Origin of the sequence: Streptococcus oricebi (genome assembly GCF_017883985.1) — a bacterium.
Lineage (GTDB): Bacteria > Bacillota > Bacilli > Lactobacillales > Streptococcaceae > Streptococcus > Streptococcus oricebi.
In genome coordinates, this window is sequence record NZ_PRDG01000003.1 from 277,545 (window position 1) to 295,143 (window position 17,599).

Annotated in this window: 7 protein-coding genes; 2 read left to right on the forward strand and 5 right to left on the reverse strand. The window is 46.5% G+C overall.

Annotated elements, in window-relative coordinates; translation table 11 throughout:
- Positions 1–270 precede the first annotated feature (270 nt).
- From C4K46_RS06380 to pbp1b, 4 genes are all read right to left on the reverse strand, one after another.
- A complete protein-coding gene (locus C4K46_RS06380) occupies positions 271–3,081 on the reverse strand; it encodes a MucBP domain-containing protein (protein WP_476756098.1) in 2,811 nt (936 codons plus the stop codon).
- 443 nt (positions 3,082–3,524) lie between these two features.
- Positions 3,525–7,178 (reverse strand): DNA-directed RNA polymerase subunit beta', encoded by a 3,654-nt coding sequence (gene rpoC / locus C4K46_RS06385; protein WP_209628061.1) that lies wholly within the window; start codon positions 7,176–7,178, stop codon positions 3,525–3,527.
- Positions 7,179–7,206: 28 nt separating this feature from the next.
- A complete protein-coding gene (rpoB, locus tag C4K46_RS06390) occupies positions 7,207–10,773 on the reverse strand; it encodes a DNA-directed RNA polymerase subunit beta (RefSeq protein ID WP_209628062.1) in 3,567 nt (1,188 codons plus the stop codon).
- A 530-nt stretch (positions 10,774–11,303) separates the two neighbouring features.
- Positions 11,304–13,652 (reverse strand): penicillin-binding protein PBP1B, encoded by a 2,349-nt coding sequence (gene pbp1b, locus C4K46_RS06395; RefSeq protein ID WP_209628063.1) that lies wholly within the window; start codon positions 13,650–13,652, stop codon positions 11,304–11,306.
- A 160-nt stretch (positions 13,653–13,812) separates the two neighbouring features.
- On the opposite strand from pbp1b, the gene tyrS reads away from it, so the two are divergent.
- Together tyrS and C4K46_RS06405 are read left to right on the forward strand one after the other, a co-directional pair.
- Entirely contained in the window at positions 13,813–15,069 is a 1,257-nt protein-coding gene (tyrS, locus tag C4K46_RS06400; RefSeq protein WP_209628064.1) for a tyrosine--tRNA ligase, read from the forward strand.
- A gap of 52 nt (positions 15,070–15,121) precedes the next feature.
- The gene (locus tag C4K46_RS06405) at positions 15,122–15,961 is read left to right on the forward strand and encodes a methyltransferase domain-containing protein (protein WP_209628065.1); all 840 of its coding nucleotides are present in this window, start codon (positions 15,122–15,124) and stop codon (positions 15,959–15,961) included.
- 144 nt (positions 15,962–16,105) lie between these two features.
- Here C4K46_RS06405 and C4K46_RS06410 read toward each other — a convergent pair whose 3' ends face one another.
- The gene (locus C4K46_RS06410; RefSeq protein ID WP_209628066.1) at positions 16,106–17,548 is read right to left on the reverse strand and encodes a 6-phospho-beta-glucosidase; all 1,443 of its coding nucleotides are present in this window, start codon (positions 17,546–17,548) and stop codon (positions 16,106–16,108) included.
- Between the last annotated feature and the right edge of the window lie 51 nt (positions 17,549–17,599).

Genomic DNA, 17,599 nt, shown 5'->3' on the forward strand with positions numbered 1-17,599 from the left:
AAGTAAGCAAAGCTTATCACAAAAAACTTAAAAGGAATAGTTCGTCAGCTTTCTTGTTTCTAGGCATTCGATGAATGACTTGAAAGAAGGAAAAGACTGGAAACTGTTAGCTTGCAGGAAAGCAAGCATAAAGCGAAAAGACCTTTGACGCGGCTACCGCATCTAGCGCATAAACCGAATGTATTTCAGAAGCCAAAGAACTTTTGTCTCGACCTCTATTTTAAGAAAAAGAAGCTAAACAAAAGTTTAGCTTCTTATCTATAAATCAAATTAAGATTTTTTCTGACGGTAGTTAAGACCGAGAAGAAAGAGTTGGACTCCTAGAGCGGACAGTAAGATGCTACTTACACTACCAGTTTTAGGTAGGATAGTTGTCGGTTTAACTCTCACTTCCTTCTTTGGATTATCTGCACCAATGACCTCAGTTCCAGATCCACCTTGCGAAGGTGAACTCTTCTTGTAGATATAGACGATTTGCGTCCTGCCTTGAGTCACACTTCCCTTTTCAGGAGCTGAAAGTTCAGATAGTTTAACAAAGTCATAACCGGCAAGGGCCTTTTGGCTAGAGCTATAAGACTCACCTACTGGAGCGTCGGTCTTAAGTTCTTCACTTGGGGCAATTTCATTGCCTTGCTCATCTATATACCTTACAACAACATTACCAGTCTGTGCTGGCGTTGCAGCTTTCTTGTAGACATAGACGACTTCTGTTGTCCCTTCTACTACTGTACCAGTGGCAGGGGCAGAGCTGTCTGACAACTTGACGAAGTCATAACCAGCAATCGTCTTTTGACTAGCACTATAAGCCTCACCTACTGGTGCATCAGTTTTGAGGGTCTCGCTTGGAGCGATTTCAGCTCCTGATTCATCCACATATTTGACGGTGACGTTACCAGTCTTTGGTGCTGGACTTACTGTCTTCTTGTAGACATAGATGACTTCTGTTGTACCTTCTACTACTGTACCGCTTGCAGGGGCAGAGCTGTCTGACAACTTGACGAAGTCATAACCAGCAATCGTCTTTTGACTAGCACTATAAGCCTCACCTACTGGTGCATCAGTTTTGAGGGTCTCGCTTGGAGCGATTTCAGCTCCTGATTCATCCACATACNNACTAGCACTATAAGCCTCACCTACTGGTGCATCAGTTTTGAGGGTCTCGCTTGGAGCGATTTCAGCTCCTGATTCATCCACATACTTAACAATGACATTACCAGTCTTTGGTGCTGGCGTTGCAGTTTTCTTGTAGACATAGACAACTTCTGTTGTACCTTCTACTACTGTACCGCTTGCTGGAGCAGAGCCGTCAGACAACTTGACAAAGTCATAACCAGCAATCGTCTTTTGGCTAGCACTGTAAGATTCTCCCACTGGAGCATTGCTCTTCAGAGTCTCGATTGGAGCAATTTCCTTACCCTCTTCGTCCACGTACTTAACAATGACATTTCCGGTCTTGGGCTCAAATTCCCAAGTTCCTAAGAAGTGGACATCTTGACCTTCTACTTGCTTGCTGTCGGCATCATAACCCTTAAAGACCCAGGAACCATCAGCCAGGTCAACCTTGGTTGTTTGAGGTTGATTTGGCGTGAGGCTTTGGCCATTGCTAAAGCCCGCTTCCTTGGTTGGCAACAAATCCGTTACCTCTTTTGGCAAATCCTTGCCTGCTGTGCTACTCTTAAACTCGTAGGTCTTGTTGTAGAGGAGCTGGGTGCTGACCTTATTAGAGATAACAGAGAAGGTATCCGGTTTGAGACTAGCCACATTTTCAATCGGACTAGCATTTTGGGCGCTTACCGTTTGATTGGTCAGGGTCCGATAGCTTACCAGAATTTCTTGGCCGGCCTTACTCTTATCCAGATAGGCTGCTCCCATCTTGACAGTGACGGTTTGTCCCTGCTTTTCAAGGCTATAATCGCTTCCCTCGGTTAGGGTTTGACCTCCAACTTGAACGGTTAAATCTTGGAAATCCAAACGACTATCAAAGCTATCTGTCAACTGCAAGCTATCAAGAGTAGTCATGATATCCTTACCTGGTGTTGGAATAGTGTAGGTAGCTTGATAGGTCACCGTCTGACCTGCTTGGGCAGGGATTTGAGCGGGATTAACTGCCTTAACTGGCGCTTTCATACCACTCTCAATATAAAGGCCAAAAACAGCTGAGGCATAGGCAGTTGAGCGGTAGCCAAAATTGAGGCTATCATTGACCGAGCGCAGGGCCATACCAGATACATTATTTTCCTCATCTGCCCCATTAGTTCCTTGAGTTCCTTCCCAGACAGTCTTGGTCCCATCCTTGACCTCATTTAGGACATTGCGCGTATTGACCAATCGCTTGCTGACGCTGGTCTCATAATTATTGATATAAAAGGACTCTTTCAAGCCATCATTAACTGCATCAATATCTGACGGTTTCATGACCAGTTTCATATCGGAGCTAGATCCATCCGCATACTTGATTTCAGCAGTTACGTCAACATCCACCGCAAAGGCACTATCCATAAAGTAGTTATGCGCCTCATCCATATAAGGAATGTTCCCGATTTCAAAGGAATCCTTGCCCCAATTCTCAGAAATATTAAAGAATTGGACAGCGGTCATGCTTGAATTATCCATCTGCTCTTGCGCTTTACTTGTATTTAAGTACTTTAGGCTCACTCGGTTGATTTTAAGATAAGCATCTACTTGTTTTCCATTGACCGTACCCGCATTGGTAAATTTGAGCGAGAGCAAGTTTTCAAAGACCTGGTCAGCCTTTTTAGACTTATCGACCTTGAGGGCAAAGTTTTGCATGGGGTGCTTTTGAGGATAAGCCAAGCCTCCATATCCCGGGGTTTTCATAAAAAATTCATCAATATTTGACGCTTTTTCTAAGACGGTAAAATTATCCGTGGCCAAATGAAACTGGTAGGGACTAAACTGGGCTAAGTCCGTATCGTCCTTGATTTCACTTAAGGCAAAGGCTCGATTCAGGGGCAACAAGAAAGAAGCCACCACTAGCAAAAGTACTGCGACAACTAACTTTTTGAAGCCCTTATGAATTTTGGGCATATTTTTATTCTCCTTTAATCTTTTCCTCCTCATAAAATACTAAAAAGTATCTCAAGTCAGAGTTTAGTTACAAATCAACTTTAAAAACAACTTTTTGACTTTTAAATCTCTCCCCCTTTTTCCTTGATAAATGTTCACTCCCGGCTCGCCACCTTTATAAGTAAGCAAAGCAGACTAGCAAGCAGAAAGTAGTTAAATAACATTTTTGAACATCTTGCTTCCCCCTATTATATCACTAAAGAAGGGGCCTAGACAAGTAGTTTTTAGAAAAAAATCCACTTAAACTTAGCTTGATCATGCTGACTGACAGCGACTTGGACGTCTAGTAGTAAAAATGACCTAGCAAACATAAATAAATATATTTTTCCAATAAAGAAAAACTGATTAAAAGACATCAAAAAAACTCCAGGAAAGCCACTTAAGGGCTTCCTAGAGTTTTAATTTGTAGCAAGATTTCCTGATTTAAACAGGCTCTTTTAAACTAATTCTTTATCGCTGTCACTAGTTTCCAGGACTGGTGCTTCTGTCTCGGGAGCTTCTTCAATGATTTCAATCTCATTGACTGCTTGAGGCTCCAGATTACGGTAGCGGGCCATACCTGTACCTGCTGGAATAATCTTACCAATGATAACATTTTCCTTGAGTCCAAGCAGGTGGTCCTTCTTACCACGGATAGCTGCATCTGTCAGAACCCGAGTGGTTTCTTGGAAGGAAGCAGCTGATAAGAAGCTGTTGGTTTCCAGAGAGGCCTTGGTAATTCCCATCAGAACTGGACGAGCGGTCGCAGGTACTCCACCAGAGATAACTACATCGCGGTTAGCATCGGTAAAGTCGGTAATATCCATAAGAGTCCCCATGAGTAGATCTGTATCTCCTGGATCCATGACCCGCACCTTGCGAATCATTTGACGGACCATAACCTCGATGTGTTTGTCACCGATTTCTACCCCTTGGCTACGGTAAACCTTTTGGACTTCCGCAAGGAGGTAGGTCTCAACTGACAGAACATCGCGCACTGCCAAGAGGTGTTTCGGTTGGATAGACCCTTCGGTCAGAGCGGCCCCACGAGAGACCTGATCGCCCACTTCCACCTTCATGCGAGCCGTAAATGGCACCACATATTCACCTTGACCTGTTGCCCCTTCCACAAAGACCTTCTTGGTCCGAGTAGAGGCATCTTCTTCGATAGCAGTAACGGTTCCCTTAACTTCTGTGATAACCGCTTCCCCTTTGGGATTTCTAGCTTCAAAGATTTCTTGGACCCGAGGCAGACCTTGGGTGATGTCTTCACTAGAAGCAACCCCACCGGTATGGAAGGTCCGCATGGTCAACTGGGTACCTGGCTCACCGATAGATTGGGCAGCAATTGTTCCGACTGCTTCCCCTACTTCAACGGCATCACCGGTTGCTAGATTGATACCATAGCAATGACGGCAAACCCCGTGGCGGGTGTTACATGTAAAGACGGAGCGGATAGTTACAGCATCAACACCAGCTGCAACAATCTCTCTTGCCTTATCTTCAGTAATCAATTCATTGGCCCCAATCAAGACCTGACCTGTTTCTGGATGTTTAACAGTCTTCTTGGTGTAACGACCAACCAGGCGTTCTTCAAGCGGCTCAATCATTTCCTTACCATCAGCAATAGAAGTGATTAAGAGTCCGCGGTCGGTACCACAGTCATCCTCACGAATAATAACATCTTGGGCCACATCGACCAAACGACGGGTCAGATAACCTGAGTCGGCTGTCTTAAGGGCCGTATCGGTCATCCCTTTACGGGCACCATGGGTTGAGAAGAACATTTCAAGAACAGAGAGACCCTCACGGAAGTTAGACAGGATTGGCAATTCCATAATCCGTCCATTAGGCGCAGACATCAAGCCCCGCATTCCGGCTAGCTGGGAGAAGTTGGAGATATTTCCCCGGGCTCCTGAGTCCATCATCATAACAATTGGATTTTTCGGATCTTGGCTAGCTGTTAGGCGTTTCTCCAGTTTTTCCTTGGCTGAACGCCATTCATCAGTAACGGCATTATAACGTTCATCATCGGTAATCATCCCACGGCGGAATTGCTTGGTAATCTGCTCTACCCGCTTGTGACTTTCCTCGATGATTTCTTCCTTATCATCAATAACTGGAATATCGGCAATCCCCACGGTCAGACCAGCCAAGGTTGAGTGGTAGTAACCCAAGTTCTTGAGGCGGTCAAGCAGGGCAGAAGTTTCAGTTGTCCGGAAACGCTTGAAGATTTCTGCAATGATATTTCCCAAGTTCTTCTTCTTAAATGGCGGATTGATTTCCAACTGCTCGATCGCTTGGTGGATATCTTGACCAGGCTCTAAGAAGTACTTGTCAGCTACACCTTCAGTCAGATTGACATTACTTGGCTCTTGTAGGTAAGGCAACTCGTCTGGCATAATCGCATTGAAGAGGATTTTACCAACTGTTGTCAAGAGCACCTTATGCTTTTGACTCTCAGTCCAAGGCTTGTTGAGGCTGTCCGTAGCAATTCCCACACGGGAGTGCAGGTGAACATAGCCATTTTGTAGGGCCATGACCGCTTCATTCATGTCCTTAAAGACCATGCCTTCGCCTTCACGACCAGCTTCTTCCATAGTCAGATAGTAGTTCCCGAGAACCATATCTTGAGACGGTGTTACAACTGGTTTTCCGTCCTTAGGATTAAGGATATGCTCGGCCGCTAGCATGAGAATGCGGGCTTCGGCTTGGGCCTCTTCAGACAGAGGCACGTGGATAGCCATTTGGTCCCCGTCAAAGTCGGCATTGTAGGCTTCACAGACCAGCGGGTGAAGACGCAAGGCCTTCCCGTCAATCAGAACTGGCTCAAAGGCCTGGATTCCCAAACGATGGAGGGTAGGCGCCCGGTTAAGGAGTACTGGATGTTCCTTGATTACTTCTTCCAGAATATCCCAGATTCGCTCATCACCACGCTCAACCAAGCGTTTAGCAGCCTTAACGTTTTGGACAATATCACGCGCCACGATTTCTCTCATCACAAATGGCTTGAAGAGCTCAATCGCCATTTCACGTGGAACCCCACATTGATACATTTTAAGGGTCGGACCGACAGCGATAACGGAACGACCAGAGAAGTCAACCCGCTTACCGAGCAAGTTTTGACGGAAGCGTCCTTGTTTCCCTTTTAGCATGTGGCTAAGGGATTTGAGAGGACGGCTACCTGGTCCTGTAATCGGACGACCACGACGGCCGTTATCGATCAAGGCGTCAACCGCTTCTTGGAGCATCCGTTTTTCATTTTGGACGATAATTCCTGGAGCATTGAGTTCCAAGAGGCGGGCCAGACGGTTGTTCCGGTTGATTACCCGCCGGTAGAGGTCGTTGAGGTCAGATGCCGCAAAACGGCCCCCATCCAACTGAACCATGGGACGCAGGTCTGGTGGAATAACCGGCAAGATGTTGAGTACCATCCACTCTGGCTTGTTGCCTGACTTGTAGAAGGCATCTAAAACATCCAGACGGCGGACAGCCTTGACCCGTTTTTGACCGGTTGCTGTCTTTAATTCTTCCTTGAGAACCGCAATTTCAGCTTCCAAATCCACTTGTTTCAAGAGGTCCTGGATAGCCTCTGCTCCCATTTTAGCCACAAAAGAGCCTGCTCCGTACTCGCGGAGACGTTCCCGGTATTCTCTTTCGGTCATGATAGACTTGTGCTCTAGTGGCGTATCCTTAGGATCGATGACCACATAGGCCGCAAAATAGATGACTTCCTCCAGGGCACGAGGACTCATATCAAGAGTGAGACCCATACGACTTGGGATTCCCTTGAAATACCAGATATGTGAAACGGGCGCTTTAAGCTCGATATGGCCCATCCGCTCACGACGGACCTTGGCACGTGTCACTTCAACCCCACAACGGTCACAAACAATTCCCTTATAGCGGATTCGCTTGTATTTACCACAGGCACATTCCCAGTCCTTGGTTGGGCCGAAAATCACCTCATCAAAGAGACCTTCTCGCTCTGGTTTGAGGGTCCGGTAATTGATTGTTTCAGGCTTCTTCACTTCCCCATAAGACCATGAACGGACCTTATTGGGAGAAGCTAGGGTGATTTGCATACTTTTAAAACGATTTACATCAACCACTATTTCTTACCTTTCTTCATTTCTTTGCTTATTCTTTGCTGTCAGCGTCAAAGGCTGCTCGCGCTTCTAAGGCTGCTTTTTCACGTGCTTTTTCTAGATCATCTACATGGATAACGTCATCGTCTTCCCCCTCATCGAGGTCTCGAAGTTCGACTTCCTGATCATCTTCATCCAGAACACGCATGTCCAGACCCAGTGATTGCAGCTCTTTTACAAGCACGCGGAAGGATTCTGGCACACCAGGTTTTGGAATTGGTTTTCCTTTAGTGATTGCTTCATAGGCCTTGAGACGACCGTTCACATCATCTGACTTGTAGGTCAAGATTTCTTGGAGAACATTTGAGGCACCGTAGGCTTCTAGGGCCCAAACTTCCATTTCCCCGAAACGTTGTCCACCAAACTGGGCTTTACCACCAAGCGGTTGTTGAGTAACCATTGAGTATGGTCCGACTGACCGAGCGTGGAGCTTGTCATCAACCATGTGGTGGAGTTTAATCATGTACATGACACCTACAGAGACGCGGTTGTCAAAAGGCTCACCGGTCCGACCATCGTAAAGGATGGTCTTGGCATCGCTGTCCATACCAGCCTCACGAACGGTATCCCAGAGATCGTCTGAGCTTGCTCCGTCAAAGACTGGAGTTGCGATATGAATACCCAGGTTGCGAGCCGCCATCCCTAGGTGGAGCTCCATAACCTGACCGATATTCATCCGTGATGGCACCCCGAGTGGGTTAAGCATGATATCAACTGGTGTTCCATCAGGTAGGTAAGGCATATCCTCAACTGGCACAATCCGAGAAACAACCCCCTTGTTACCATGACGACCGGCCATCTTATCTCCGACCTTAATCTTCCGTTTTTGGGCAATATAAACACGAACTAGCATATTGACCCCAGATTGGAGCTCATCTCCATTGGCCCGAGTAAAGATTTTCACATCCCGAACAACACCGTCAGCCCCATGAGGCACACGCAGAGAGGTATCCCGCACTTCACGAGACTTGTCCCCAAAGATAGCGTGGAGGAGGCGTTCCTCTGCTGATAGGTCCTTTTCTCCCTTAGGAGTCACCTTACCAACCAAGATATCACCTTCTTTGACCTCAGCACCGATTCGGATAATTCCCATTTCGTCAAGATTCTTCAGGGCATCTTCACCCACATTTGGAATTTCTCTGGTAATTTCTTCAGGGCCCAACTTGGTATCGCGGGTTTCTGACTCATACTCTTCCAGGTGGACAGAAGTATAGACATCGTCCTTGACCAGACGCTCACTCATGATAACCGCGTCCTCAAAGTTGTAACCTTCCCAGGTCATATAGGCAACGATTGGGTTTTGTCCCAGGGCCATTTCCCCATTTTCCATCGAAGGTCCGTCAGCGATAAAGTCACCTTTTTCAACGTTATCGCCCACTTTAACTAGGGTACGTTGGTTGTAGGCTGTTCCTGAGTTAGAACGGCGGAATTTAGTGATTTGGTAAACATCGAGTGAACCGTCTTCACGACGCACCTCAACCTTGTCCGCATCCGCATAGGTAACAGTTCCGTCATGTTGGGCAATCACTGCTGCACCGGAGTCGTGGGCTGCTTGGTATTCCATACCAGTTCCCACATAAGGGGCCTTAGGATCAATCAAAGGTACCGCTTGCCGCTGCATGTTAGCTCCCATGAGGGCTCGGTTGGAGTCATCGTTTTCAAGGAAAGGAATACATGCCGTCGCTACCGCTACTACCTGCTTAGGTGAAACGTCCATGTAGTCCACTTCGCTAGAAGGGAACTCTTGGTTGTTACCCTGATGGCGTCCCATAACGATGCTTTCCGCAAAGCCACCAGCTTCATTGAGCTTGGAATTGGCTTGGGCTACGATATATTCATCTTCTTCATCAGCTGTCAACCAAACAATCTCATTGGTTACTAGGCCAGCCTTACGGTCCACACGACGATATGGAGTTTGGATGAAACCATACTTATTGAGATGTCCATAAGAAGACAGGTTATTGATCAGACCGATGTTCGGTCCTTCAGGCGTTTCAATCGGACACATCCGACCGTAGTGGGTGTAGTGCACGTCCCGAACTTCATAGCCGGCCCGGTCACGAGTCAAACCACCAGGTCCCAAGGCTGATAAACGACGCTTGTGGGACAGCTCAGACAAGGGATTGTGCTGGTCCATGAACTGGGATAACTGGGAAGAACCAAAGAATTCTTTAATGGCCGCAGTCACAGGACGGATATTGATGATTTGTTGCGGTGTCAAGACTTCATTGTCTTGGACGCTCATCCGCTCACGCACATTGCGCTCCATCCGAGAAAGTCCAAGCCGGACTTGGTTGGCTAAAAGCTCACCAACTGCCCGAATCCGACGGTTCCCCAAGTGGTCAATGTCATCGACCCGACCTAGCCCTTCAGCCAGGTTTAAGAAGTAGCTCATCTCTGCCAAGATATCGGCTGGAGTGACTGTCCGGACCTTGTCAGACGGATTGGCATTGCCAATCACAGTCACCACCCGGTCTGGATCAGTTGGAGCAACAATCTTGAATTTTTGCAATTCAACTGGCTCAAGCAAGACAGCAGAATCGTTAGGAATGTAGGTAATCTTGTTCAAGCCCCCGTCCAATTGCTCTGCAATCGAGTCAATCACACTACGGGTCATCACTGTCCCTGCTTCTACTAGAATTTCTCCAGTTTCAGGATCCACCAAAGGCTCCGCGATGGTTTGGTTGAGCAAGCGACTCTTAATATTTAGTTTTTTGTTAATCTTATAGCGACCAACAGCTGCCAAGTCATAGCGGCGTGGGTCAAAGAAGCGGGCAATCAAGAGACTGCGAGAACTTTCGGCAGTCTTAGGCTCACCTGGACGCAGGCGCTCATAAATCTCCTTGAGGGCCTCATCTGTTCGAGAGTCCATTGGATTTTTATGAATATCCTTCTCGATTGTATTGCGGACCAAATCGCTGTCGCCAAAGATATCGAAAATTTCATCATCACCAGAAAAACCAAGAGCCCGTACAAGCGTTGTAAATGGAATCTTCCGAGTACGGTCAATTCTGGTGTAGGCAATGTCTTTTGAGTCCGTTTCCAACTCCAACCAAGCACCCCGGTTAGGAATGACAGTTGAGCCATAGCCAATCTTTCCGTTCTTGTCTACCTTATCATTAAAGTAAACACCCGGAGAGCGGACCAGCTGGGAAACGATAATCCGCTCACCCCCATTGATGATGAAGGTTCCCATCTCGGTCATCAGTGGAAAATCACCAAAGAAAACTTCCTGGGTCTTAATCTCACCGGTCTCCTTGTTGATTAGGCGGAAGGTTACAAAAATAGGTGCTGAATAGCTGGCATCGTGAATCCGAGCCTCTTCCAGCGTATATTTAGGTTCCTTGATTTCATAACCAACGAATTCCAATTCCATTGTTTCAGTGAAGTTTGAGATTGGAAGAACATCCTCAAAAACTTCTTTCAAGCCATGATCCAGAAAATCCTTGAACGAGTCGGTCTGGATTTCAATCAAGTTTGGTAAATCAAGAACCTCTTTAATCCTTGAGAAACTACGACGAGTACGGTGCTTACCGTATTGAACTTCATGTCCTGCCAAGATATTAGCTCCTTTATATAAGATACAAAGCCCGTAAAGAAAACGAAGAAAAAATAGGCGGCCGAACAGGAGTGGCTAGCAACTCCGTTGTGAGACCCCCGCAAGGACAACTAGCTTGGAGGTGGCGCTTGAGCTTACCTACAAGCAGATGTCTACTGCGTCTGGAGTTCACCACTAGTCCATTAGCGAATTTTTCAAAGTTTTTAGGGCGTGTTCAGTTAAATAGGTCTACGAGACGGTCATATCTCATCTATTTTGATTTGGTCAACCAAAACATTCCTTTGTCCTTTTTGTCTGAATTTTTAGAATCATTAAGTGTTGATAACAAGACTCTTTTTTTCTAAAAATAGGCACAAAAAGAGCAGCTAAATCGGACTGTAAAAGTTTGATTTAACTGCTGTAAGCTCTTTTGGACAATATTTCAAAAAAGCAGACGACAAATGATTGGTATCATTATATCCTATTTCCTCGAAAAAAGCAAGTCTCCCAAGGATTTAGAAAACGTTTTTAATCACTTTTTTTGCTTTTTCTTATCGACCACCTAGAATGGCTGACCAGGCTCTTTGATAGTCGCTGTCTGTACCACCAATTCCAAAACGATAGCTAGTGGTCGGAGCTCCATTTTTGGCCCAGTAGCTGGTCACGGTCTGACCGCCGACATTAACTTCACGACCATTGATATTGACCTTGCCCGGTTTTTCTCCTGTCGACTTAAGAACTTCTGACTTGACGACGCTAGAGTCTAAAGCAAATTTCTTATTGACTCCCCAGAGGTTGGGGTCGGCCTGGTGGATGGCATTTACAAGATTGGCCATGTAGCCAGCATTGTTATTATAGCCCGTCAAAGGAGCCATAGGTGAATTATCATCATGACCAATCCAGCCTCCTAGGGTCAGGTTAGGGGTGGATAGCATCAGCCACATATCACCATTGATATTGGTTGTCCCAGTCTTACCAATCCAGTCTGCACCAGCTAGACTCCCATTGACCTGGGCCAGACGGGATTTGAAGGTGGTTGTATTACCCGAATTCAGAACTCCCCGCATCATTTCCTGCATAATGGTCGCTGCAGCTGGACTGTATATCTGAGCAGAGCTATCCTTGTGCTCATAGATTACCTGACCTTTCCTATCTGTGATTTTGGCCACCATATAGCCCTTTTTGTAGGAGCCATTATTAGCTAGGGTTTGGAAACCATTGGTATGTTGGGCGACAGAAACCTCTATCCCCCCTCCCATAGGTAGGCTCTCAATGCTATAGTTATCAATATAGTAGCCCATTTTTTCCATATAGTCCTTGACATTGACTCCCTTTTCCTGGAGCAGTTTATAGGTCCAGTAGGCTGGGATATTCCAAGAGGTATTGAGGGCCTCGGCCAAGTCCATCATGGCTGTCCCCCGACTATCAACGTGCATAATCGGGTCTCCGCTTGAAAAGTTGGTTGGATAGTTTGAAAGGACACTGGCACTTCCCATCAAGCCCTGGTCAATAGCGATTCCATAAGCCAGGATAGGCTTAATAGTTGATCCTGGAGAACGCTCTGTATCAAAGGCATGGTTGTTTTGATTGCTAGCATAGTCTCGACCACCAATGAAGCCCAGAATGGCCCCTGTTTTATTGTCCATCAGGACATTCCCTACTTCTATCTGCCCTGTTCCATCATCAAGCATAGAGCCAAAGTTTGCCACTGCCTCTTGCATGGCATTATGGACATTCTTATTGATAGTCGTTTTGACCGTATAGCCCCCCTCGCTCAATTCTCGAGCGGCCAATTCCTTATAGGCCTTGACAGTCGCATCATTTTTAAGCTCTTGGCGGCTTACATTATCCCGCTGGATCAGGTAGTCATACATGACGTCTTGAGCCTCGGATAGGGTAGCATAATAGAGATAGCCCTTGGAAGCATTAGAAACATTTTGGCCAGGCAGGAAATCCTGACTTACATCATAATCCTTGTAAAGATTATACTCCTCTCCAGTCAGGGCACCCGTCCGATACATATTGTAAAGGACATCCTTAGCCCTATCTAGGCCTAAGGCCATTTCCTCTGGGCTTTTTTTCTCCCCACTGGCTGTGTAAGGAGAGTAGCTAATAGGACTTTGGGGTAGGCCGGCAATAAAGGCTGCCTGGGGCACCGTCAAATCCTTGGCCGATTTCCCAAAGAGGCCCTTGGCTGCCTCCTCTACACCTGCTATATTCTGCCCCTTATTATTGCGACCAAAAGGTGAGACATTGAGATAGGTCGTCAGGATATCATCCTTGGTCATATAACGCTCCAAGGCCAGGGCATCAACAATCTCCGTCGCCTTACGGCTAAAGGTTGGTGCATCCCCCACCACCTGCTGCTTAATCAACTGCTGGGTCAGGGTAGAACCACCGCTGGATGAGCCAACACCGATAACCGAGCCCAGGGTCGCCCTTAGTACAGCCTTGGGTACGACTCCTTTATGGGTCTCAAAATTTTCATCCTCTGTGGCAATCACAGCTTTTTTTACATTTTCTGAAATAGCCGAGCTATCCACAGTCACCCTAAGCAGATCGCTATCAATACTAGAAATCAAGCTCCCGTCAGCATAAGTCAAATCCGAGATGGCCGAGATATTTTGGACCTTCTTGACCAGGCTTTCCTTATCAGGGACCTGGACCTTGTCAAAAAGATTGGCCGCGTAACCCAGGGACAAGCCCAGACCAAACAAGCCACCCAAAAAGACCAGGACAAAGGCCACATTAGACAATAACTTTAGGGTCCGAAGCATGATCGCTCCAATGTCTAAAATGGACCAACCTTCCTGATTTCTTGACTTTCTTTTCTTTTTAGATATATTTTTAGCCAGGTTTCGCCCTAAGCGCTGGCCCTTTTCTAAAAATTCTTTCCACATTGTATATATTCCTCGCACTGCCTATTATAGCAAATTTATCCTATTTATTACAAGGTAGAAGAAAGGAAGGACTATTTTTAACCATCTTTTAATAAAGTAAATTGCTATTTAGCTATATTATGTTACAATAAGGGATAAGAAACTTTTTAAGGAGCGAAAGATGCACATTTTTGATGAGTTAAAGGAACGTGGTCTGATTTTTCAGACAACCGATGAAGCCGCCCTGCGCAAGGCCTTGGAAGAAGGAAGCATCTCCTACTATTCAGGTTATGATCCAACTGCTGACAGCCTGCACCTAGGTCACCTGGTTCCCATTCTTGTTTTGCGCCACCTACAATTGGCAGGCCACAAGCCCTATCCCTTGGTCGGTGGAGCAACTGGTCTGATTGGCGACCCTTCTTTTAAAGATAGCGAACGCAGCCTCCAGACCAAGGAAACCGTTGACGGTTGGGTCAAGAGTATCCAAGGACAGCTTTCCCGCTTTTTGGATTTTGAAACGGGAGACAACAAGGCCCAAATGGTCAATAACTATGACTGGTTTTCTGATATTAGCTTTATCGACTTTCTGCGCGATATCGGCAAGTACTTTACCGTCAACTATATGATGAGCAAGGAATCCGTTAAGAAACGGATCGAAACAGGAATTTCCTATACCGAATTTGCCTACCAAATTATGCAAGGTTTTGACTTTTACGAGCTCAACCGCAAGCACAATGTGACCCTGCAAATCGGCGGGAGCGACCAGTGGGGCAATATGACTGCAGGTACCGAGCTGCTCCGCCGCAAGGCCGACAAGACCGGCCACGTCATCACCGTCCCCCTCATTACCGATGCGACTGGTAAGAAATTTGGAAAGTCCGAGGGCAATGCCGTCTGGTTGGACGCCGATAAAACCTCTCCTTATGAAATGTACCAGTTTTGGATGAATGTCATGGATGCAGATGCTATCCGCTTCCTCAAAATTTTCACCTTCCTGAGCTTGGAAGAAATCGAAGAGATTCGCCAACAGTTTGAGGCTGCTCCCCATGAACGCCTGGCCCAAAAAATCTTGGCAAAAGAAGTGGTCACCCTAGTCCATGGAGCCAAAGCCTACCAAGGCGCCCTCAAGATTACCGAGCAACTCTTTGCAGGAGCAATCAAAAACCTTTCTGTCAAGGAATTAAAGGAAGGCCTAAAAGGCGTGCCAAACTACCAGGTAAAGGCTGATGACCAGCTAAACCTAGTTGATATCCTCGTAACTGCCGGAGTCGTTTCTTCTAAGCGTCAAGCTCGGGAGGATATCCAAAACGGAGCCATTTACATCAATGGTGACCGTATCCAAGACCTGGATTACAGTCTAAAGGACAGCGATAAGCTCGAAGGCCAACTGACCGTTATCCGCCGTGGTAAGAAAAAATACTTTGTTCTCACTTACTAATTTACTAAGAAAAAACGAGCGCAAGCTCGTTTTCTACTCTAGAGGAAATCCTATGTTAAGTCCCAAACTCCAGCGTTTTGCTGCCGGCCAGCTCCTCTTTAGCTGCCCCTTATGCCAGCAGGACCTCCAGCTAGTCGACGCCAGTCTCAAGTGCCCCCAGGGCCATTCCTATGATTTAGCTAAATTTGGCTATGTCAATCTGGCTCCCCAAGCCAAGGTCTCCAATGATTATGACCAGTCTTCCTTCGAGCAGAGGTCCCTTATTTTGGAGGCTGGTTTTTACCAGCACGTTCTGGACACCATTGTCCTGCATTTAGAAAGACAAAAGAACCTTCATAATCTGCTAGATATTGGCTGTGGCGAAGGCTACTACGCCCGCCAGCTTCAGAGAAGGTTAACCTCTGACATCTATGCTTTTGATTTATCCAAGGCCTCTGTCCAGCTAGCTAGCAAGCTTGATTTGTCTCGAACAGTTAAATGGTTTGTAGCTGACCTAGCCCGCCTACCCCTGCAAGACCAGTCTATGGATGCCGTCTTAGACATCTTTTCCCCTGCCAATTACCAGGAATTTCAGCGGGTCCTAAAAAAAGACGGCCTGCTCTTAAAGGTCATTCCCAATGTTGACCATCTACTAGAAATCAGACAGCTAGCCCAAGACCAGCTTAGACAGAAAGACTACTCCAATCAGAAGGTCTTGGAGCATTTTAGTAAGCACTTTGAGCTCCTTGACAAGCAGACAGTCAGCCGGATCTTCCCCTTAAATGACAACCAACGTCAGGCCTTTCTAGCCATGACGCCCCTACTCTTTCATGTGGACCAGAGCCAAATCGACTGGACCCAACTGACAGAAATCACCGTATCAGCCAGCCTCCTACTAGGCCGAGCCAAATAGATCCAACAGCGCTTGATTTAGGCCCAACTCCTAGAAAAGTCTTTCGCCAAACAAGATAAAAAATTCATACAAGACAAGGCCCCTTGGACTTGGAATTGTTTCCCAAGCCCAAGAGGCCTTTATTTACAGTCTTGCTTTTATTTTTTAGTCCCCTAGGCAGGCACCATTGCTAGCAATGACATCCTTATACCAGTAGAAGGATTTTTTCTTGGACCGCTTAAAGCTTCCCTTGCCTTCATTGTCTCGGTCCACATAGATGAATCCGTAGCGCTTCTTCATCTCGCCTGTTCCTGCCGAAACCAGGTCAATACAGCCCCAGGTTGTGTAGCCCCAAAGGACCACTCCATCCTCGTTAATAGCCTGTCGCATAGCCTTAATATGAGCTGCTAGATAGTCAATCCGATAGTCATCTTCCACATAGCCATTTTCATCTGGGTGGTCAATAGCTCCCAGACCATTTTCTACGATAAACATTGGCTTTTGATAACGATCCCAGATAATATTCAGGGTAATCCTTAAACCTAGCGGGTCAATTTGCCAGCCCCATTCAGAAGAAGGAAGATAGGGATTTTTGAGCGAGGCAAAGACATTGCCCTCGGTCTCCTCAGAAGCCTCTGGATTAGCGGCCGCTACTCGACTAGAATAGTAGGAGAAGGAGATAAAGTCTACAGTATGCTCTTTGAGTAGGCTCAGGTCCTCCTCAGTCATTTGGAGCTTTAAGCCCAGTCTTTCCCAATACTTCTTAGCATAGTTGGGATATTCACCCCGAGCCTGAACGTCGATAAAGAAGAAGTTTTCATGGTCCTCCTGCATGGCCTGCCAAACATCTTCTGGATTGCAAGTTCTAGGATAGCACTGGCCGGCCGCCAACATACAACCCACCTTATTTTCTGGGTCAATTTCATGGGCTAATTTGGTCGCAAGACTTGAGGCTACTAGCTCATGGTGGGCCGCCTGAAACTTGACTTCTTCCTCATTCTCTCCTTCTTCAAAGCAAATCCCTGCCCCCATAAAAGGAGCATGAAGGAGCATGTTGATTTCGTTAAAGGTCAGCCAATACTTGACCAGACCCTTGTAGCGAGTAAAGAGGGTTCGGCAGAGCCGCTCATAAAATTCCAAGAGCTTGCGATTGCGCCAACCACCGTATTCCTTAATCAAGTGCATGGGGCAGTCAAAGTGGGTAATGGTTACCAGAGGTTCAATTCCATATTTATGGCACTCCTTAAAGAGGTCCTCATAGAATTTCAGCCCTGCTTCATTGGGCTCTAACTCGTCCCCTTTAGGAAAAATCCGACTCCAGGCAATGGACAAACGATAGGTTTTAAAGCCCATTTCACCAAAGAGAGCGATATCCTCCTTGAAATGATGATACATATCAATGGCTTCCTGGGCAGGGTAAAAGTAACCCTCTTCAAAGTCAAACATCTTCTTGCGCCCTGTGATAATAGCCAAACGATCTGGGCCGATAGGTACCACATCAACATTAGCTAGACCACGACCATCCTCCTGATAGGCCCCCTCACATTGATTGGCAGCGGTTGCGCCACCCCAGAGGAAGCCAGCTGGAAAACTTAATTTTTCTGACATAAGAGCACCTCATTTACCTTATTTATTTTACGATAACTATATTATACTCTA

Excerpts from the sequence above, each read along its gene's own strand:
- C4K46_RS06405 (WP_209628065.1), top strand. The coding sequence starts at position 15,122 with ATGTTAAGTCCCAAACTCCAGCGTTTTGCTGCCGGCCAGCTCCTCTTT.
- C4K46_RS06410 (WP_209628066.1), bottom strand. The coding sequence starts at position 17,548 with ATGTCAGAAAAATTAAGTTTTCCAGCTGGCTTCCTCTGGGGTGGCGCA.
- tyrS (WP_209628064.1), top strand. The coding sequence starts at position 13,813 with ATGCACATTTTTGATGAGTTAAAGGAACGTGGTCTGATTTTTCAGACA.
- pbp1b (WP_209628063.1), bottom strand. The coding sequence starts at position 13,652 with ATGTGGAAAGAATTTTTAGAAAAGGGCCAGCGCTTAGGGCGAAACCTG.